13 protein-coding genes are annotated in these 19,700 nt (G+C 55.7%); 4 read left to right on the top strand and 9 right to left on the bottom strand.

Annotated features, from left to right (window positions below; all coding sequences use genetic code 11):
• Nucleotides 1–159: 159 nt before the first annotated feature.
• The 5 genes from Pla100_RS09235 to Pla100_RS09215 all read right to left on the bottom strand — a co-directional run bounded on the left by Pla100_RS09235 (nt 160) and on the right by Pla100_RS09215 (nt 8,702).
• Complete coding sequence (locus Pla100_RS09235; protein ID WP_146577431.1) at nt 160–2,247, bottom strand: catalase; 2,088 nt, start codon at nt 2,245–2,247, stop codon at nt 160–162.
• A gap of 149 nt (nt 2,248–2,396) precedes the next feature.
• Nucleotides 2,397–2,789, bottom strand: a complete 393-nt coding sequence (locus Pla100_RS09230; RefSeq protein WP_146577430.1) for a response regulator — start codon at nt 2,787–2,789, stop codon at nt 2,397–2,399.
• 259 nt (nt 2,790–3,048) lie between these two features.
• A complete protein-coding gene (locus tag Pla100_RS09225) occupies nt 3,049–5,367 on the bottom strand; it encodes a ribonuclease R family protein (protein WP_146577429.1) in 2,319 nt (772 codons plus the stop codon).
• 26 nt (nt 5,368–5,393) lie between these two features.
• Entirely contained in the window at nt 5,394–7,295 is a 1,902-nt protein-coding gene (locus Pla100_RS09220; protein WP_231602895.1) for a GntP family permease, read from the bottom strand.
• A 75-nt stretch (nt 7,296–7,370) separates the two neighbouring features.
• Nucleotides 7,371–8,702 (bottom strand): polysaccharide pyruvyl transferase family protein, encoded by a 1,332-nt coding sequence (locus Pla100_RS09215; protein ID WP_231602894.1) that lies wholly within the window; start codon nt 8,700–8,702, stop codon nt 7,371–7,373.
• Between the two features lie 159 nt (nt 8,703–8,861).
• Between Pla100_RS09215 and Pla100_RS09210 the strand changes: the two genes are divergently transcribed.
• Complete coding sequence (locus Pla100_RS09210) at nt 8,862–9,713, top strand: sugar phosphate isomerase/epimerase family protein (protein ID WP_231602893.1); 852 nt, start codon at nt 8,862–8,864, stop codon at nt 9,711–9,713.
• 13 nt (nt 9,714–9,726) lie between these two features.
• Here Pla100_RS09210 and Pla100_RS09205 read toward each other — a convergent pair whose 3' ends face one another.
• The 4 genes from Pla100_RS09205 to Pla100_RS09190 form a co-directional block, all read right to left on the bottom strand.
• Complete coding sequence (locus tag Pla100_RS09205) at nt 9,727–11,040, bottom strand: glycosyltransferase family 87 protein (RefSeq protein WP_146577428.1); 1,314 nt, start codon at nt 11,038–11,040, stop codon at nt 9,727–9,729.
• 288 nt (nt 11,041–11,328) lie between these two features.
• Entirely contained in the window at nt 11,329–11,676 is a 348-nt protein-coding gene (locus tag Pla100_RS09200; protein ID WP_146577427.1) for an endonuclease domain-containing protein, read from the bottom strand.
• A gap of 496 nt (nt 11,677–12,172) precedes the next feature.
• Nucleotides 12,173–14,833, bottom strand: coding sequence for a DUF1592 domain-containing protein (locus Pla100_RS09195; RefSeq protein ID WP_146577426.1), 2,661 nt, complete (start codon nt 14,831–14,833; stop codon nt 12,173–12,175).
• Nucleotides 14,830–16,140, bottom strand: coding sequence for a DUF1552 domain-containing protein (locus tag Pla100_RS09190; protein ID WP_146577425.1), 1,311 nt, complete (start codon nt 16,138–16,140; stop codon nt 14,830–14,832). The genes Pla100_RS09195 and Pla100_RS09190 overlap by 4 nt, the downstream gene beginning before the upstream one ends.
• A 178-nt stretch (nt 16,141–16,318) precedes the next feature.
• Here Pla100_RS09190 and Pla100_RS09185 point away from each other — a divergent pair, with 178 nt between their 5' ends.
• From Pla100_RS09185 to Pla100_RS09175, 3 genes are all read left to right on the top strand, one after another.
• Nucleotides 16,319–17,347 (top strand): hypothetical protein, encoded by a 1,029-nt coding sequence (locus tag Pla100_RS09185; protein ID WP_231602892.1) that lies wholly within the window; start codon nt 16,319–16,321, stop codon nt 17,345–17,347.
• 205 nt (nt 17,348–17,552) lie between these two features.
• Nucleotides 17,553–19,031 carry a BAR domain-containing protein gene (locus tag Pla100_RS09180; RefSeq protein ID WP_146577424.1) on the top strand — a complete coding sequence of 493 codons (1,479 nt, stop codon included), beginning with the start codon at nt 17,553–17,555 and terminating at the stop codon, nt 19,029–19,031.
• The gene (locus tag Pla100_RS09175) at nt 19,028–19,492 is read left to right on the top strand and encodes a YaiI/YqxD family protein (protein WP_146577423.1); all 465 of its coding nucleotides are present in this window, start codon (nt 19,028–19,030) and stop codon (nt 19,490–19,492) included. Before Pla100_RS09180 ends, Pla100_RS09175 begins: the two co-directional genes overlap by 4 nt.
• Nucleotides 19,493–19,700: the final 208 nt, after the last annotated feature.

The following is a 19,700-nucleotide window of genomic DNA, read 5'->3' as shown; positions in this document are numbered from 1 at the left end:
AATACAGTTCGGGGCGTCTCAGCGGACACCATACTCACTCATTTCTCGTCGCATCCTAGTCAATTCTGAGAAGAACCGATTCGGATCTGCTTCGTTCGTCACCCTTGCACTTTCCAGCTCGACGCGCTAAATCCCTGGCGTCTGACTTAACAGGATCGATCAGAACGCACGAACGTTTGGCTCGCGATCCCAGATTCGATGCCGTTTGGCGACGTCGATCATCTGGCTTAATTTGGCTCCCGTGACATCGATCACACCTTCATCCGCGTCGGTCGCCACGCTGGCCTTATCGAACAAGGTCGTTGCCGACTGGATATATCCGATAATTTTCAAGTGGCCAAAAGCGTCGCGAACGAAATCCACCGCGGCGGATTGAGACGAAAGCATGCCGGCATTTTCTGATGATGGAGCGATGACGACGACATCGAACAAACAAGATGGAGCTCCACTGAGGAAATGATCGGGCGTTATCTCATCTCCTTTGTCCGTCTGAATTTTTCCAATGGTTGGCGTGATGACTTCGACGATGGCCTTCTCCGCTTTGGCCGATTTCATCAAAGCTTTGTAAAGCTTGGCATCCACGCCGTCGGTTGTCAGCAGACCGATTTTCTTACCGGCGAGACTATTGGGAGCTTTCGTGTACTGGGAGAGCGCGGGGGAGGGATTCGGTTCCCTGACCTTGACGACCGGTTCGATGGAGTCCGCCTTGCCGGTCATGCCGAGCGACTCGGCGACCTTGTTCGCTAGATCTTGGTCGATAAGGTTCAAATGGCCCAACATGCGGGTGCGTATTTTGGGCTCGACACACTTACCCAATTCGAACGCAAAACCGCCCGCGATGTGACGTTTTTCTGGTTCCGTCATGGAAACGTAAAACAATCGTGCTTGCGTATAATGATCGGCGAAACTCTCCGTGCGGATGCGAAGTTTCTGACCGGACTCTTGGGCAGGATAAGTGGTGAATCCGTGCGCCGGGTCTTCGCGAAGGACGCCGTTGTCGAGACTGTTTGGTTCGTTCGCGACGCGACCGGTGGGCACTTCCGTTTGCATGTGTCCGTCACGTTGGAAGTTTGCGAACGGACATTTCGGCTTATTGACGGGAATTTGATGAAAGTTAGGACTGCCTAATCGGGATAGTTGGGTATCCAAGTAGGAAAACAACCGGCCTTGCAACAACGGGTCGTTGGAGAAGTCGATACCGGGAACCACATGCGACGGGCAAAATGCAACTTGCTCGGTTTCGGCAAAAAAGTTATCGACGTTTCGGTCGAGCACCATCTTGCCCAGCGGCGTCAAAGGTACGATCTCTTCCGGCACGAGTTTGGTCGGATCCAGCACGTCGAAATCGAATCCGTTCGCTTGGTCTTCAGTGAAAACTTGCACGGACAACTCCCACTCCGGGAAACTCTTCATCGCGATCGAGTTGAACAAGTCGCGTCGATGAAAGTCCGGGTCGGCTCCACCGATCTTGACCGCCTCGTCCCAGATTAGCGAGAACGTGCCGAGCATCGGCCGCCAATGAAACTTGACAAACTTCGATTCGCCTTTCGCATTGACCATACGAAAGGTATGAACGCCAAAACCTTCCATCATGCGGAATGATCGTGGGATCGCTCGGTCCGACATGATCCACATCAGCATGTGCATCGATTCAGGGCTAAGCGATACGTAATCCCAAAACGTGTCGTGCGCTGACTGAGCTTGAGGGAATCCGCGATCGGGCTCTGGTTTGACGGCGTGAATCAAATCGGGGAACTTGATCGCATCGTGAATGAAGAACACGGGGATGTTGTTGCCGACAAGATCGTAGTTGCCTTCGTCGGTGTAAAACTTCACGGAGAATCCGCGAACATCGCGAGCCGTATCATGGGAACCGGCACTGCCCGCGACGGTGGAAAAACGACAAAACACCGGCGTTTTGACGGAGGGGTCTTGTAGGAACCCGGCTTTTGTCAGTTCGGTGTGCGACTCATACGCTTGAAAGTAGCCATGGGCGGCATAGCCTCGCGCGTGGACGACTCGTTCAGGAATGCGCTCATGGTCGAAATGAGTAATCTTTTCGCGAAGGATAAAGTCTTCGAGCAACTGCGGACCGCGCGGTCCGACCGTCAAAGTGTTTTGATCATCGGCGACCGGCAAACCTTGGTTGGTCGTCAGACGACCGGGCCCAGTGTTGGTTTGATGCAACTCGCCACCGTTACCGGTATGTGAGCCGACCGGTGGAGCCGACGAAGATTTCTTTGCCATGGTGTATCAGGTTTGGATGACATGGAAAGCACTGTGATTATTCAGAATGCTTGGGTGATGACGCGAGACGTACTCGCTTGACGAAACGGTCAAGCACTTTCCATACCACCTTCGACAGTTCCTGCCGGCACCAAAGGATTCTTTTATCGCTAGGAAAGCGAATCGGTAGTTTGAGGCTTGTTGGCGATCAATTCCCTAATCTGTTCGAGTAGCTTGGGCATGTCGATTGGCTTGGGCTGAAATCGATCGCACCCCGCCGCCATTGCTCTGGCTTGATCATCGGGCAACGCGTAGGCGGTTAGAGCGATAACGGGAATTCGATTCTCCGGATTGGCTTCACGAATCTGGATCGTTGCCTCATAGCCGTCGAGTTCCGGCATGTTGACATCCATCAGGATCAACGAAGGCGCCGCGTGAGCGGTCGCAAGCACGGCTTCGAGGCCATTGGTGGCGGTCACGACGGTGTAGCCGTGCTTTTGGAGTTGACGGGTCAACATGTCGCGAATGTCATCGTGGTCGTCCACAAGAAGAATAGTGGGCATGGGGGTCATCCTTGCTAAGCAAAATGGTCATTCGACGAGTAACGCTGCTTCGGCGACGAGTCCAAATAAAAAGGCAGCCAACCAGCAAGCTGGGACTGCCCTATCGAACACGCCTTGAATGCGAACTCAGCGAAAACAAGTCGAAAACCAATCGAAAGCAAAACACGTACCGTTGACGCAAGTTGGATTCGCGGATTGAGGGGTGCTTCCGAAACTCTTGGCGAGTTTCGCTACCCGAAGAATAGGCTGTGACAGACCACTAACGTCGACGTTTTTTCTTCTTGGCCCGTCGTTCGTGCTTTCGTTTCGCTTTGTAATTCACGCCGGTTTTCTTCGGCGGACGAGCGGCCAACCCCAACGGGCGACCGGCGGAGTGGTTCTTGATGATCGATAGGTAGAGCTGGCGGTCTTGCAGGTCGACTTTGTCGATCTTCACGGTGACTTGGTCACCAAGACGGTATCGGTTGCCTTCCTTGAAACCGATCAGCATCTGGCCGTTGCGTTCGAAGCGATACTGGTCCTTGGGCAGCGTCGTGACCGGGACGAATCCGTCGACGGGCAGTTTGATGCATCGCGCGTGGATGCCGTCGGAGAACACTCGGCTGATCACCGCTTCGAGCGTCTCGCCGACTTTCTTTTTAAGGAAGTGCAAGAGCTTCAGTTCAATCAGTTCGCGTTCGGCTTGCGCGGCGTTGCGTTCGGCGTCGCTGCATTCGTGCCCTAATTTGACCAATTCGGCGAACGAATCATCCGGGGTGGATTTCTTGTCGATCAGTTTTTGAACCAACCGGTGCACCGAGAGATCCGGGTAGCGTCGGATCGGGCTGGTGAAGTGGCAATAGTGCTCCATGTCGAGCGCGTAGTGGCCTTCGCGGTGTGGTCCGTAAACGGCCTTGTTCATGCTCTTGAGCACGGAAAAATTGACCGCGTTCTCCAGCGGCGTGCCGGCGACCTTATCGAGCACCGCTTGGATCTCGAAACGACTCTCGATGTTCTCGATCCCGATCCCGAGGTCTTTGACGAACGCGCTGAGCATTCGCAGTTTGCGTCGTTCCGGCGGGGCGTGAATCCGGTGCAGGAAGTTCAGCTCCAAAGTATCGAGCCAGTACGCGACCGCTTGGTTGCCCGCCAACATGAACTCTTCGATGATCTGGTGGCTCTCGGTGTGCTCGACCAAGTGGGCACCTTTGACCTTGCCGTTGCGATCGAGCTCCAACTTGATGTCGGGCATGTCCATCGACAACGAGCCGCTTTTGAACCTGCGTTTACGAATCCGCATCGCGAGATCATGCATGTGATCGAGCAGCGTGCAGATTTCCACGCCCCAGTCTTCGACGAACGATTCACGAGCGGCCAAGTATTGGTCGATTTGCTCGTAATTGAATCGCTTGTCACTGCGGATTACCGCGTTGTGAACTTCGGTGTGCGTGACGGTTAAATCGTCGAGCATTTCGATCTCGACGGTTTTAACTAACCGATGGCGTTCGGGCTGCAATGACGCCAAATGATTCGAGATGATTTCGGGAATCATCGGGATGACGCGGTCGGGCAGGTAAACGCTCGTGCCCCGTTGTCGGGCTTCCACGTCGATCGCGCCGCCGGGATGGACGAAATGACTGACGTCGGCGATGTGGACCCACAACCGCCAACGGACCCCGCCGTCGTCGGTTTCTTCGCGTTGTAGCGAGATCGCGTCGTCGAAGTCACGGGCGTCGAAGGGGTCGATCGTGATCGTCAGGAGCTCGGTCAGATCTTTGCGATCGACGGGCGGGTTTTCCTCGTCGAACTCATCCGCCCGCACGCGTGCCTCGTCCAAAACCGCAGCGGGGAACTCGTCCGGCAATCCGTACTGCCGCATGATCGTCAGGGTATCGATAGACGGATTCTTGCTGCTGCCGAGTCGTTCCAAGATGACCGCTTCGCCGCCGTGCCCCCGGTCATCGGGGAAGTCGACGATCTCGACAAACACTTTGTCGTCGTCGACGAGCGGCAAGCCGCGAACGTCCCCGACGCTGACGGGCGTATCGAAATGCACGCCGTCCAAGTAAACGACCGGACCCTCGACGGTTGATGCCCACACCGAACCGTCTTCGGACGGCATAGCGGTCGTTCGAAAGGTGCCGGTGAATTGACGGCGTTCTCGCTGGACGACCGCGGTCACGACGCCCTCGACGCCGCCCCGTCGGCCGGGACTGATTTGGACTTCGACGAGGTCGCCTTCCATTGCCCCGCCGGTCGATCCGGGTGGGATGAAGATGTCTTCGGGGACGTCATCGTTGACCCCGGTTCCCCCGCTCGAGGGCCGAACGAAACCGAATCCGCCGCCCATGGCACGCCGGAATTTTCCTCGGATACTGTCACTGGCCCCGCCCACGGCGGCCGCCGCCATGACCAAATGATTGCCGCCGTAGACCAACCGTCCCTCCAGGACGAGTTGTTTGATCACGCGGCGAAGCTCTCGATATTCATCCAGATCGAGCTTCAGGTGGGTGGCGATGTGTTTGGGTTTGCTTGGGCGGTACTCCGCCGCGTGGACCCATCGAAGCAAACGATCGGTCAGATTTTGAGATACTTGCATACGGCCAAGGATAGCCGATCAAGCGGTCATCCGGCCATGGGCAATAGGAACGACAAGACGATCGTCGTGGCCAGGCTGACCAGCGAAAGCGTCGCCAACAGCGGCGTCCAGGACCGCAAGCCCTCGCTTTCGGTCAGGCCGCCCATTTTGGTAAACACCCAAAAGCCACTATCGTTCATCCAACTGCCCATCAGCGATCCGCTGCCGACGGCCGTCGCGACGTAGACGAGGTGGAACGGGGGCTGTGTACCGCCCAAAATTGCCGCCATCATCCCGGCTCCGACGATCATTGCGACCGTGCTGCTGCCTTGGGCGACTTTCAAAACCGCGGCGATGGACCAAGCCAACAATAGGACTGCGACGCCGGCCGCTTGTTTGCCGGCGAAGAAGTTTTGAATCGTGTCGCTGATTCCGGTTTGGCTGAGCATCGCTCCGAAGGCACCGCCGGCGGCCGTGATCAGGATAATCAAACCACCGCTCATCAGGGCTTCCTCGACATCGATTCCGAGTTCACGCCACGACAAAGATCGGACCATTTTGAAAGTCAACATCGCGGCTAATGCGGCCAACATCAATGCGAAATTTGGATTCGACCACAGGCCCAGGGACTGAGCCGTTTGACGCATCGGGCTGTCCCATTGATGCGGTGCGATGAGTTCCGGATAGGCCGCGTCGAGCAATGCCCGATTCATCCGTCGTCGATCGACCGGTTTCATTCGCACCTGATCGGTCTTCATCAAATCCGACGTCACCTTCGGCATCGGCACATCCGCGAACGCCGACGGTTCGTAGAAGTCCTTATCCAACAGGGCTGTGTTAACGATCTCGACCACTCGGCTTTGTTCCTCGTCGCTGGTTGCGGTGGTTTTCAAACGAGCGCGGTCGTCGTCGCTGAGGTTCTCACTTGCCAAGATCCGTCCGGCGGGTGAGCTCTGCGTGGCCGAGGCAAACTTATCGGCGAACAAGTCAAAGCTTTCGACATCCGAAACCAACAACGCAGCCCGGTCTTCGCGATCCGCTAGCGTCGTCGCCAACGTTCCCGCACCGATCAATGCGACCGGCAACAACACCGGCAACAGCGACGCGAACAACCCAGGCAACTTCGATTCCTCGAGCGGTTGATGCCGTTCTTCGTTGGCACCAAGCGGACGCATTTCGATCGTCATCTTCTTGTCGACAAAAATCGAAAACAGCAAACCGACGATCGCCGCCGGGATCGCCACCGCCGCACCGATCAACATCATCATGCCGATGTCGACGCCCAAAATGGCGGCCACCAACAAAGGCCCCGGCGTCGGCGGAACGAGCGTGTGAGTGATGCAACCGCCCGTCGCGATCGCCATCAAATAACGCAGGTAGTTCTTGTTAGTGCGACGATACAAACTTCGTGCCAGAGGCACGAGCAAATAAAAGACGGTATCGAAGAAAACGGGAACGGCCAGAATGAAACCGCTGATCATCAAACCCAACGATGCATTTTTTTCGCCGGTCGCGTTGACCGCCGTTCGCACGACGCGATCGGCCGAACCGCTGTCGAGCATGCACTTGCCAATGATGGCCGCCATTGCGATGACGATCCCCACACCGGCGGCGGAACCACCGAACGCCGAAACGACGGCATTCATTCGGTCTCCGGCGTCGGTCCCCTGGTCGTAACCGACGAGCAGGCTGACGACGAGTGCCGAAAGAATCAACGCCAAAAACGCGTTGAGTTTCAACCCGATGATCATCGCCAAAACACTGACAATCCCGATCACCACAAACAACGCCGGAGTCCAGTCGACCGCCGCGGTAGGTGTGACATCGGTTTGGCCGATCAATTGCGTCGACACCCAATCGGTCGCGTGCAGCGGCAGGCCGATCGGTGCGGCGATCGTGAAAGCAATGGCGAGAACCAATGGAAACATCAAAACACGTGGGGACATCATCGCGGGGCCGTGGGGGAAAGAATCGTCCTTTGGGGAAAGGGCCAGAATCTTAGCAGATTTTAATCGGCACGGGCTTCACCGCGTCACCAACTGATCTTTTAGGATGCCCATTGTCTCGCGTTGGAGTTTTTGGACGAACGATCGAGCCTTTTCAGCCTTGCGATTGGCAGCGTCGAGGTCGTTGGCCATGGCGACGACTGCGGCGGGTACCTGGGCGGCTTCGGATGGCTCGTCCAGATTAAACAACCAGTCACCCAAACCGATGTCACGCCACATGATCCCCTTGCTCGTTTGCTCTTCGAATCGGCAAACGATGGCTGGGATGCCGTTGCCAACCGCCATGATCGGCGAATGCATTTCGCTGCCGAATAACCCCGCACTGCGCACATAGACACTGAGTGCTTCATCGGTCAACCAAAAACTCTCCCGCCACACGACTCGCTTTTTCACGTCCTCCGGCAGTGGGTCGTAGAGCATTTCCTTGCCGACGGCCATTTGTGTCATGTCTTCGGGACACAGCAAGACTTTCAAATCGGTCTCACGCACCACGCGGATGATCGCTTGTCGAATGGGAGCATGATCCTGTTCCTTCATCGCCTCGTTGCGGGCCTCGCGTGTCGCGTCTCTCTTTCGCCGATCACCGGGGATTGTCCAATACGGCGTGTAGCGAAGTCTCGACAGACAACACAAAAACTTTCCGTCTTCGAGTCCATTCTCAGCCAGAAATGATTCCGCCTTGGCGTCGTCGCGAAGATCACAAGCGAACGCGCCGTCGGGTCCGAACTGCATGATCGGTGCGTTCACGCCCTGCTGTTTGGCATATTCGAGGGAAACCGAATCGCGAAAGAAAACGAATTTGGCTTCGCTGAGTAATTGATTGGAACCGTCCGAAAAGAAACCGCCATGCGTGATGCCGTAGACGCCAAAGGGCTTGCCCGTGTGCTCGACGAATGCGGCCACATCCTTGGCCGCGACCAACGACGGACCCGAACCGTGCAACAGAAAGTCGGTCCACTCGACGGCGTCTTGAAGTGCTTGATTCGAGGCCGTGCCATCGCTGCGGATCGAGCCTTTGACGATTTTGAGTTTCGGAAATCGGCGATGCTCCATCGCAGCGACCTCGTCACTCAAGTTGCCCGATGCCCACAGAATGACTTCCGCTTCAGGTAAGTGCTTTTCCAATAAAGCCAACACGCCGGGAGTGTGCGCAATGTCACCAATATTGACCACTTGCCAAGACGACCGCAGCAGAATCCTAGCCGGGCGATCAGCCTCATCGGCTCTGACCGAGTCCGAAATCGTCGCGATTATCGCCGCAACAGTGGATTGAGCGAGAAACTGCCGCCTTGCGATCGGCGAGGTCGCCGTTTGTTGTTGAATCGTGGGTTCGGATATTGGTGGTGTCACTGGAAGGTATCGTCGTAGGAAGGGTGGGGATCACATTGAAGTCAAACTTGGATAAAGCACCAAGATATCGTTTAAGCTTAGTCGATGCAGTTCGGTTATACTGCGTCCGTCTCGACACCGTCGTATCCCACTCCGTTTTCCCCTCTAAATTGTGGTTCCATGTCGTTTAATCATTCTCGCCACCGCAGCCTCCGTCGCCGTGATTTTCTATCGCTCATGGGGGCCGGCGCGATCGCCACCGCAGCGATGCCCCGGCTCGCTTGGGCCGACCAAGCACCGGGCTACCAGTTGGGCATTCAACTCTATTCGCTGCGAGGATTCGACGTCGACGTCGCCCTGAAACACGCCGCCGATTTAGGATTCGAGCAAGTCGAGTTCTACAGTGGCATGCTGTCGACCGATGCCACCGCCGAGGACGTCGTAGCGATCAAAAAGAAGGTTAGCGATTTGGGCATGTCGATCTCCGCTCACGGTGTTAACAGGTTCACCAAGAACGCCGACGCCAATCGAAAGATCTTTGAATTTGCCAAAATGCTCGGCGTCCCCGCCATCACCGCCGACCCCGATCCGGATTCGTTTGATAGCTTGGACGACCTTGTCAAAGAGTTCGATATTCGCATCGCGATTCACAACCACGGTCCACGCCATCGTTACAACAAAGCGATCGATGTCCTCGATGCGATCGATGGTCGAGACGAACGGATCGGCGCTTGTGCGGACTTGGGACATTACATCCGGTCCGGTCAAAGTGCCACCGAAGTCATCCGGTTGCTCGAAGGCCGACTTTGGGGCATTCACCTGAAAGATTTCGCCGAGATGAAGGACAAAACCGAAGGCGTCATCTTGGGCAAAGGCCATCTCGATGTCGAAGGTGTGTTCAATGCATTGAAAGCGACCGGATTCCCAGCCAACGGTGCGATCTCGTTGGAGTACGAAGAAAACCCGAAAGACCCGATCGAAGATATCCGACAGTGCGTCGCGGTTGCCAAAGCCGCGATGAAGAAGGTGTGATTGACGCCGCATTTTAACGTCGCCGGATCGTTTCGCGGTACGCGACATAGGTTAATACGACCAATGCGAACGCCAAACTGATTCCGTTCAGACTGGCCAATATTTTAGTCGTCGTTTCGGACAAGTCCCAACGCAACAGGAACATCCGCGTCGAAAGGTAGTTGACCAACGGCCATCCCATCAGCACGATCAGAGCGATGCGGATGGGGCGACCGAGAGTTGGTTGGTCCTTAAGCTTGTCGCCTGCGGCCAACCCGCCGATCAGCCCCAAAATTGGCGGCACGACCAGTAACGCGTCGTAGGACTGGTGATACAAACTCACCAACATCGTCGTCATCACCAAACCACCGGTGAGTCCGGTGATGCCGTCGTCGATGCTTCGTTGCCGACGGCACCATAACACCCACATCGGCATCACCAACACCGCGAACATCACAAACAGATGCGGCAGGTCACCGGGATCGCGACCGGCCCATTTGGCGATGATCGCGAACAGGTCCAGTCTTGTCCACGAATGCACCGGCGACTCGTCTTCCATCGCCCGATGTACTTCTTGGGTTTGCACAACCTGATCGGCCAACAAGCCGAATCCTGTTGATAGGTCACCGTTGCCTTCGTGATAGGCGATCCATCCGAGCGACGCGGCTGCCGCGATCACGCTGAACACCGCTCCGATCACGATCGCCCGCCCGTTGCCGCGAGCGAGCATCAAGAACCCGAGCGGTAAGATATAAGTCGGCTTCGCGGACACGATCACCAACATCCAACCCGCCGCCCACGGTTTTTGATCGGCCCAACGTAATGCCAAGAACGTCGCCAGCACTAACTCGAACGTGAAGTAGCCGTTGAACAAAGTCACATGACCGGCCCGCGTCCAGACGATTGCGGCGGACACCAACAAGACCACGTCGAACCGTCGGCCCCATCCGGCGGCACGGCAACTGACGATCGCGATCCCGATCAATACCGCAATCTGCCAAACCGTATGCAGCACTTCGGCGACGCGCAACGGCAGGATCGCGAACGGAGCGTGCAGCCACAAAATCACGGGCGAAAAGAACGGGATTTGGCGTGCGACCGGGTTCTTCGCCGCATACGCTTCGCTGTACGGACTCTCGCCCGCCATCGTCGCCCGCGCCGGATAGTAGATCCCGTTGTGAAAATCACACAGGCCTTGTCGATCCGGCGTGAAGGGCCCCGGTGTTTGGTAGTCGGTGACGATCCGGTAGACCGTCACCGATAAACCGAGCATCAACGCCAAGGCACCGATCCAAACAAGTCTGCGATCGGCAGATCGATCGGACGCTTCGGGCTGGTTTACTGGCATCGAGGGTTGCCCAAATCAGTTATCGCTTCGTTTCGTACTGTTGGAACACGATGGATAGAAGCCCGACGCGAATGTTTTGACGTTAAACTTTTCTCGTAACCCGCTGCGTAAGCTCGTCGTACCACACAAGTCCGTAGATTGATGCCGTTGCGTTTGAAGCCTTGATTGGGTTTCGAGATGGACAGTTTTGTGGTCCGATTCAAGTTGCCCAGCGGAGCAAGGCAGAAGAACCCCTCCCTTTGGGAGGGGTCGAGCGAAGCGAGGGGGAGGGCGAGTATGGGACCCACGCTACTTCGACGATCTGTTTCTTTTTTCCAGCTCGATGCGCTGGCGTGTTGCAACGCTCGACGATCCGCCGCGTCGTTGACGAAATTCATACCGCAAACCAAGTCGACGAGCGATCGCGTTCGCCACTGATTCGGGATCAGCCAGCACTTCTTCATTCGAGAAACGAATGATGGCCCATCCCTTGCTTTTTAAAAACGCTTCGCGGGCTACATCCTTTGGAAGTTGCGTTTCGTGATACTCGCCATCCAGTTCAACGCTGAGTCTCGCCTGGACACAAGCAAGTGCCTCCGCCTTGGTTTGCCGTTGACGTAGTGTTCGTGCGTCTTGAATCGGAGATCGGTTCGTCATCGAATTCAAATCAGTGCGTTGGAAAATGATGCCCGGCCCTCCCCCTCGCTTCGCTCGACCCCTCCCAGAGGGTGGCCTGACGAATCGGTGCGGAACTGGGTAAAGCCGGTAAGGATTTGGAACGCGAAAATGGTCGCTTGTTTCGCATCATTTTCGACTTTCTGATTTTTAGAATTTGTATACCGGATGGTGTTATTGAGGTCTGTCAATATTGAAACGCGTTCCTATGACCTTATCTCGATGCGACCACTTTTTTGACCCGTCTTAACACCGATTCGTCAGGCCACCCAGAGGGAGGGGTTCATGGGAATCGTGGTACTCGTCAATCACCTAGAGAACCAGAGCACTGGGTGAACCATCATTCGCCTGCCGAACTGAATGTCCTGCCCACAGTTTTGTCGTCCTCACAAGACACGAGAGATGTGTGGTACAGTGAGCTTACGCAGCGGGTTTTGATGAGGACGAAATCATCGGGCCGCAAGCGGCTTGTGGGTGATTACTCGCGACCGAATGGCTCGCTCAAGATCACCGCCAAGACCAAATCCTTCATCCCGTTTCCGCTCTCTAGGTTTTCTTCGACGATGCGGTCCAGCCACGGCCTGTCGGTGATCGTCATCGGACGGCCAGTTGCGTAGGTCAACAACTTTTCGGTGAGCGCTCGCGTGAGCTGTCGGTCTCGGTTGGCCAAGATGAGTTTTAGCTCGGCCGCGTTTTCGAACGATTGTCCGTCGGGCAACTCACCCGACGCATCGATTTTCGCTTTCCGATCGTACTGGTTCCGCCAACGTCCGATCGCGTCGTAGTTTTCCAACGCAAACCCGAGGGGATCGATCTTGCGGTGGCAGTCGTAACACGACGCCGTTTCACGATGCTTGCGGAGCTGATCGCGAATCGTCTTGGCACCACGCGTGTCGGGATCGAGCGGCTCGACATCCGGCGGGGGCGGTGTCGGCGGCGTGCCCAACACGTTTTCTAATAACCACACACCACGAACAACCGGCGACGTATCAAAACCATTTGCCGACACCGTCAAGACACTCGCATGACCGAGTAACCCACCACGCCGACGATCCGCCAGCGGAACTCGCTCGAACTCGTGGGACCCATCAAACGGAATTTGATACAGCTTCGCGAGTGCATCGTTGACGTACGTGTAATCGGCGTGAATGAACTCGGTGATCGGGCGATTGTGATCGAGTATATGCCGCGTAAAGAAAAACGTTTCACGCCGCATCGCCGTTTCGAGATCGTATCGATAATAGTCGTTGAACTGTCCACGATCTGGAGGTGCCGAACCAAGATCGCGAAGGGTCAACCAGCTATCCAGAAAATCTTCAACGAAGGCGTCCGAGCGTGGATCGTCGAGCATCCGCCGTGCTTGTTGATGCAGTTTTTGCGGATCCGAAAGAGATTTGTCGCGAGCTAAGCGCAACAGATCCTCATCCGGCATCGTCGACCATAAAAAGTACGACAAACGTGACGCCAACGCCGGGCTCGTCAGCACCGCAGGCGACTCGCGTTCCGTCGCGGCGGGTTGGTCATCGAGGTACAAGAAGTGCGGCGAACAAAGAATCGCTTGAAAGGTTTGACCGAAGGCCTCGGTCATGGTTCCAGTCTGTTTCAGGCGAGTTTGGAAGAATTGGTGATAGCGTTCCACTTCGCTCGCTCCGGGCGTTCGCCGGAATGCTCGAGACAAAAACGATTCGAGAATACGACGTTGTCCGGGTGGATCCAACTTCCCCTCGACCACCGAACCAAAGTATTCACCAAACAACTCCGTTTGGCTGGCCCTCGGCCATTGGGGAAACAATGGTCCGCGAATTTCGACACGATGAACGCGAATTTGAGGGATTTTGGCTTGCTTGATGACCGCTTTGCGAACGTCGACAATTCCCTGGGTTCCTTTGGGGAACTGGTCCGGATACTTGCGAACGATCTTGGTCCATAAATTGCGGGCGTCCATGACTCCGTTCTCAAATGTGAACCGCGGCGTGTAGCCCTCATCAAGCCATACTTCGGCTGTGATCGATTGCCGTCCATCACGCAATTCGAATTCGGCTAACGTCGCCTCGTTGGGTTGGGACAGATGAAGGTCTCCCGCATCGATCGTTCCCGAAACGATACCCAATCGAAACGGTCGATCGCGGTCTGTCCCAACTAGCGTGTCGTCGAACGGGTGGTTGCGATTGAGTGCTTCGACGTCGATCTTGATTTCGTACATCCCGTCGTTTGGAACGCCTTGCCTGAAGTCATGGACGGCCGCATAGGCGCCTTCGGGTTTATCGGCTCCGCGAACATCGTAGAGTCGGATGTGCTTCCATTGGTTTGCCAGCTTGTGCGCCGAATCCAATTCGGGTTGCTGTTTGAAGTTGTCGTCAAATTCCCATTCTTGCACCGGCGGTTGTGTGACCGGATAGATCGCTTTCTCGACGCTGCGGCGTGCAGCCTGCAGATAACGAGTCAAAAGATGGGATGAAGTCACGAGGGATTCGCCCACCGTGTCGACGTGTTCGGTCAACTGATCGGCGGGGAAACCTTCGGTGGGATCGAACACGGTGGTATTGATTTGCAGCAGATCGCGGATCGTGTTGTGGTACTCGCGTGCGTTCAATCTTCGCAACACCGTATCGCCGGTTGTTGACGTTCGCGTTTGGTGATACGCGTTGATCAAACCACCGAGCGTCGCGATCACGTTGCGACGTTCGTCGTCGGAAGGTTGGTCGGCTTCCGGCGGCGGCATCTCCGAAAGGTTCAACTGATCCACGATGTCTTGAAAGTCGACAAGGTCGTTGTCGCTATCGATTCTCGATGCCATTGAATCAAAGTTACGATCCCCCTTGGATTGATCGTCGGCGTGGCACTCGGCGCAGTACTGGGCAAGGAAAGGTTCGACGATCTCGGCGAACGGATCGGCCGCGTATCCGGGCGATCTCCATGTCATCATCCCAAGCAGTATCAGCGCGATCGGCAGGAACGGTCGATTCCGTAGGATGCCGTTCGTTTGATTTCGAAGCTTCTCGCGATAATTTGTGGAAGCATTCTTCCAGTGGCGTCGACTATTAGTTGACGTTTCAGGAACTGGCGACGCAAAGTCGCCACCACGGATGCGTCCTTCGACGCGAAGGAGACAAATTCTCGCCCTCGTTCGGCTGCTCATGACTGCGATGATTCCAGCCCGCGGAGCGTCCCGGTGCTTGTCGCGAAGGTATCGGTCTCGACGCCGAATTGTTGCAACATCGACACGAATAGATTCGTCAGCGGAACACGTTGGTTCGTTTCTTCAGGAAGCGACAACGTGCGGCCATGTCGAAACCCACCCCCGGCCAGAATCACCGGCAAATCATGATTGGTGTGTGAGTTCGCGTTCCCCATGCCGCTGCCGAACAGTGCCATGGTGTGATCGAGCAAGGTGCCGTCGGTGTTCGGCTCCCGGATCGAACGAAGTCGTTCCAAGAAGCGAGCAAACTGTTCGACTTGGTAAAGTTCGATCGCGACGAGTTGTTCGATGTTCTCTTGGACTTGGCCGTGATGCGAGAGGGCGTGATAGCCTTTCTTGATCCCCAGATCCGAAGCGGCAAAGCTTCCACCAACTTCGATGGTGGCGATCCGGGTCGAATCGGTTTGCAGCGCGAGTGCGACCAAATCATAAATCTTGGGGAGATCCTTGGTGAGGCCTTCATCGACGGGAGGATCGATCGGCGCGTTCGGTTTGGAGATATGTTGCCATTTTCGATCGAGAGTCAACTTCAACTCGACGTCACGGATCGACGATAAGTACTCGTCTAGCTTGGCACGATCGCTCGAATTGAGTCGTCGTGATAATGCATTGGCATCTTCCAAAACCGTGTCTAGGATCGACGATTCAAAACTGATGCGATCAAGCATTTGCTGTTTCGCCGATTCGCCACCATCAACAAACAATTTGGCGAACAACTCCCGTGGTCCTTCGATCGGCGGCACACGTGTTCCTGAACGTGTCCAGCTCATTCGGCAACCGCCGTGCAATCCGCTTTCCGAGCCGATCGTGAGCGAAGGAAAACGCGTTTGGGAACCGACATGCTCGGCGGCCCGTTGGTCCAGACTCATTCCCGCCTCGGGCATCCCCTTGGCCTCAGTCGCTTTCACTCCGGTCAAAAAAGTATGAACGGCGAAGTGGCCTCCTTTCACGCCATGATCGAGATGACGAAACAACGTGAAGTGTTCACGATGGGGGGCGAGTGGATCGAGTAGCCGGCTCGAGCGATCCTGAAGCTGTTCGTCGGTCGGCCAGAACGCACCCGGATACATTCCGAACTCATTGCCTACGCAAACCATCCGGCGAGGCGGTGCGACGCGGTCCGACCGAGTTTCCTCGGTAACGGTTTGCCCCGCGACGATCTTGGCAGACGACGGCAATGCGGGCAGAGCGACAGAAATGCCGGCCGCCCGTAGGAAGGCGCGACGACGTGAATCGATGCGTTTCATGATCGCAAAACACTCATCAATGGTGAACTCGGTTACAAGGCAGCAATTATAAGCGAAAGAAGATCAGTCGGCTGCATCGACATCTTTGGTCAAAACCAGAGGAAGTTCGACATCGAACGTGGATCGGCTATGATGTTGAAACGTTTTCAGACCGCCTGTTTTGTTGGACCATCGTTTTATGAGTGTCTTGACTGTGAATCCGAAACTAAGATCTCGACGGATGATGATTACGATGGGATCGGTTCTTTCACTTTTTTCCTGGGTGATCGGGTTGGATCATGCGATCATGGCTCAGGAGCCAAACATTGCGGCAGAAAAATCGGTCGTGTCGGATCGTCCTGACCTGCTTGCCATGATGGTCACTGAGGGTGTGCAGCTTACGCCCGACAAGCGATTCGTTTTGCCTCGACCGGATCTGGTTTCGATCGACGGAGAACTCGTTTCGTCCACAGAAGCCGAAAAAGCTTTTGCGGAAATCGCCGGACGCCATGGTGATCGCTTCAGCAAAGACTCCGTCGTGGCTCCGATTTCGGTGCAGACCGATTCGATCAACAATGACGCGGGCGAACGAATCGGCCATTTCATCGATGTCGCTTTCGTCGTGCATCAGACGATCGAAGAAATTCGCAAATCGGAAGCCTTAGAAGATTTCAAGCGTCAGGACGATCCCACCCGAACGATCGAATTGAGCGACGACAAGGACGCGGACGATTTTGAGAAGAATCGCACGCGGGCGTTGACTGAGGAAGAGTTGAAAACGTTCGGAGTCAGTGCTGACGATGAGTTTGAAACGCTCGGTTACCTGCAACTGCCGATCCTCAGCCAAGTGGTCGTCCGCGGTGTGGCGCGGACGCGTCGTTCGGTGTGGTCCGAAGACGACGTCGACGCACCGGTGATCCTGACTTGGTTGATCGATTCTCGTTTCCGTTCCGATACCCCGACGGATGATTCGATTGCCAATCAATGGCGACCGATCGAGCGTTCGTCGACGGGTGAAAAGTACCTCGGTTCGCCACGATCGTACGCGGGGTTGGGCGGTTACGTGGCAATCACCCCCGTGCCGGGGACGCCGGAAGCCTCATTGGTGCAGATTCGGTTCGTGCTGCATGAGCCGCAGGATTGGTTTTCGGGGCGAAATTTGTTGCGTAGCAAGCTGCCGATCCTCGTCCAGGACCGGGTTCGCAATTTGCGCCGCGAGCTCCAGTAATCCGCACAACCGGTCAAGTCTGATTTTTTCGGGCCAAAATCGCCCCTGAAAGTGTAGGATTTTGGTCGTGATGGAATACAATCCGAGGGTGATGGATTGCCCGCCGACCGAACGGGCGACCGTTTTGCGACGTAACTCTTAGACGATCGCCCGCCCGTTCGTCTCGCAACTTTTCCCCATTTCTCTTTAACGATTCGACTTCATCATGGCCGCACGCGACGATTCCGTCATTCGTGGCAGCTTGATCGCTTGCCTGATCTTCTTGGTCCTGTCTTTGGCCTTGAATTTTTTCCTGTACCGTTGGGGTGATGTCGAATCTCAAACCGCTGCGGGCGCGAAAGAACGCTTGCAAACAACCCAAGGCGAACTGCAATCGCTACAAAGCCAATCCACGCTACTCAAAGCGATGCTCGGCGTAGGCGGATTGACCCAAGCGCAATTCGACCAGTTGACGTCGAGCACCGGTGGCGACCCGGACATCGAAGCGATCGAGCAGAACTTTGCTCGAGATATGTCGTACTTCGGTCCCGAAGTCGATCCGCAGAATCGAAATTATCCGGCCCTTCCCGAGTTTTTGGTCAACGCGATCCGTTCACGAAACGTGCAGTATGGCCAAGCCCGCGACGAAGCAACGCAAATTCGCACCCAAGCCGAAAGTGACGTCGAAGTCGCGCGGAAGGCGATGGAAGTCGCCGAAGCTGGACGCGATGCGGCCAATAAGAAGCTCGAGGAGGAACAGGCCAAGTTCGTCGAAGATCGCACCCGGATGAACAAACAAGCCGAAGATACCCGCGACAGTTTGCTGAAGACATCCAAAGACCTCACCAACGTTCGCAAGAAGATTCAACAGGATCTCGCCACGTTCCAGAAACGTGAAAACGAACTGTTATCAACAATCAACACGCAACTCATCGAACTGCAAAAATTCCGCAGCGACAATTTCGAGTCGACCCAAGGGTTGGTGAAATACGTCGTCCGCGATGGCAACGTCGTGACCATCAACTTGGGGTCCGGTGACGCGCTGCGTCCCGGCGTGACGTTTGGCGTGATCGACGGTGACGAAACCCGATTGCAAGACGCCAAGGTCAAAGCCACCATCCAAGTCACCAAGATCTTGGGTACGCACCGCGCCGAAGCACGCGTGGTCGCCCGGCCCGAGTTGCGATACCCGATCATCCCGGGTGACCAGATCTATTCACCGTTTTGGGCTCCTGGTCGTCGTGTGAAGATCGCCTTGGCTTGGAACATCGACGTCGATGGCGACGAACGTCCCGATGTTGAACAAGTTGCTTCGATGGTCCAAGCCGCCGGTGCGGAAGTGTCCGCAACGATCCAGTCCGACCTCAGTGGTCTGGATAACTTGACCAGTGCGGTGAGATTCTTAGTTGTCGGCGAAGTCGACGATCAAGGGGAAGAAGTGGATTCGCAATCCGTCCAAGCCATCGGCCAAATCAAAACCAAGGCGAAAGAACTCGGTGTCACTGTGATCCCAGCTTGGAAGTTACAAGCCTATCTCCGCACGATCGATGATTCGTTGACCACTCCACTCGGTTCAGCCATTCGTGGTGAAGACTTCCCGCCACTGCCCTCGACCGCGCCCTCACGACTGCCTAACAGCTTGCCGAAGATGTTCCAAGAATCCGACGAAGGATTTCAACAAGGCAATAAAATCCTCGAACCGTGAAGATCTGGATCGACGCCGACGCGGCTCCGACGGACGTCAAGGAAGTTATCTTTCGAGCCGCCAAGCGACTCGATGTTGAAACGTTGCTGGTGGCAAACTCCCATGTCTCGGCACCCGCCAGCGCGACGACGGTTCGTTCAATCGTGGTACGCGAAGGCGCCGATCAAGCGGATCGCTACATCGTCCATCATGCCGCAGCAGGAGACTTAGCAGTCACCGCTGACTTGCCTTTGGCGGCGCTCTTAGTTGAAAAGGGCTTGTACGTCGTCGACCCGCGAGGCGAGGAATACTCGTCGACCACCATCGCCTCACGGTTATCGATGCGAAACTTCATGGATGAAATGCGAGGGGCCGGCATGATCACCGGCGGAGCGGCACCCTACGGACCTAAGGACAAGAAAGCATTCGCTGCAACGTTCGATCGACTTTTAACCAAGGCGATGCGTCCGAATCGGGACTAGCGGGCCGTTGATTTAATCGTAACCCGAAGCGTCACGGCGTGTTGATTTAATCGTAACCCGAAGCGTGAGCGAGGGATTCAACGCCATTCAGTCCTCAATGTATCCCTCGCTCACGCTTTTTGAAGTTGCGATTTTTTCGTAACCCGCTGCGTAAGCGAGGGATAATTGATATTGACTCATCCCTCGCTCACGCTTCGGGTTTCGATGC

The sequence above is a fragment of the Neorhodopirellula pilleata genome, assembly GCF_007859915.1.
Taxonomy (GTDB): Bacteria; Planctomycetota; Planctomycetia; order Pirellulales; family Pirellulaceae; genus Rhodopirellula; species Rhodopirellula pilleata.
Note: the sequence above shows the minus strand (reverse complement) of the source record. Positions and strands in the feature narration are given on the sequence as shown.

What these genes read in the sequence shown, in the direction of transcription:
- Pla100_RS09235 (WP_146577431.1), bottom strand. Translation starts at nt 2,247, where the DNA reads ATGGCAAAGAAATCTTCGTCGGCTCCACCGGTCGGCTCACATACCGGT.
- Pla100_RS09230 (WP_146577430.1), bottom strand. Translation starts at nt 2,789, where the DNA reads ATGCCCACTATTCTTCTTGTGGACGACCACGATGACATTCGCGACATG.
- Pla100_RS09225 (WP_146577429.1), bottom strand. Translation starts at nt 5,367, where the DNA reads ATGCAAGTATCTCAAAATCTGACCGATCGTTTGCTTCGATGGGTCCAC.
- Pla100_RS09220 (WP_231602895.1), bottom strand. Translation starts at nt 7,295, where the DNA reads ATGATGTCCCCACGTGTTTTGATGTTTCCATTGGTTCTCGCCATTGCT.
- Pla100_RS09210 (WP_231602893.1), top strand. Translation starts at nt 8,862, where the DNA reads ATGTCGTTTAATCATTCTCGCCACCGCAGCCTCCGTCGCCGTGATTTT.
- Pla100_RS09205 (WP_146577428.1), bottom strand. Translation starts at nt 11,040, where the DNA reads ATGCCAGTAAACCAGCCCGAAGCGTCCGATCGATCTGCCGATCGCAGA.
- Pla100_RS09200 (WP_146577427.1), bottom strand. Translation starts at nt 11,676, where the DNA reads ATGACGAACCGATCTCCGATTCAAGACGCACGAACACTACGTCAACGG.
- Pla100_RS09195 (WP_146577426.1), bottom strand. Translation starts at nt 14,833, where the DNA reads ATGAGCAGCCGAACGAGGGCGAGAATTTGTCTCCTTCGCGTCGAAGGA.
- Pla100_RS09190 (WP_146577425.1), bottom strand. Translation starts at nt 16,140, where the DNA reads ATGAAACGCATCGATTCACGTCGTCGCGCCTTCCTACGGGCGGCCGGC.
- Pla100_RS09185 (WP_231602892.1), top strand. Translation starts at nt 16,319, where the DNA reads ATGAGTGTCTTGACTGTGAATCCGAAACTAAGATCTCGACGGATGATG.
- Pla100_RS09180 (WP_146577424.1), top strand. Translation starts at nt 17,553, where the DNA reads ATGGCCGCACGCGACGATTCCGTCATTCGTGGCAGCTTGATCGCTTGC.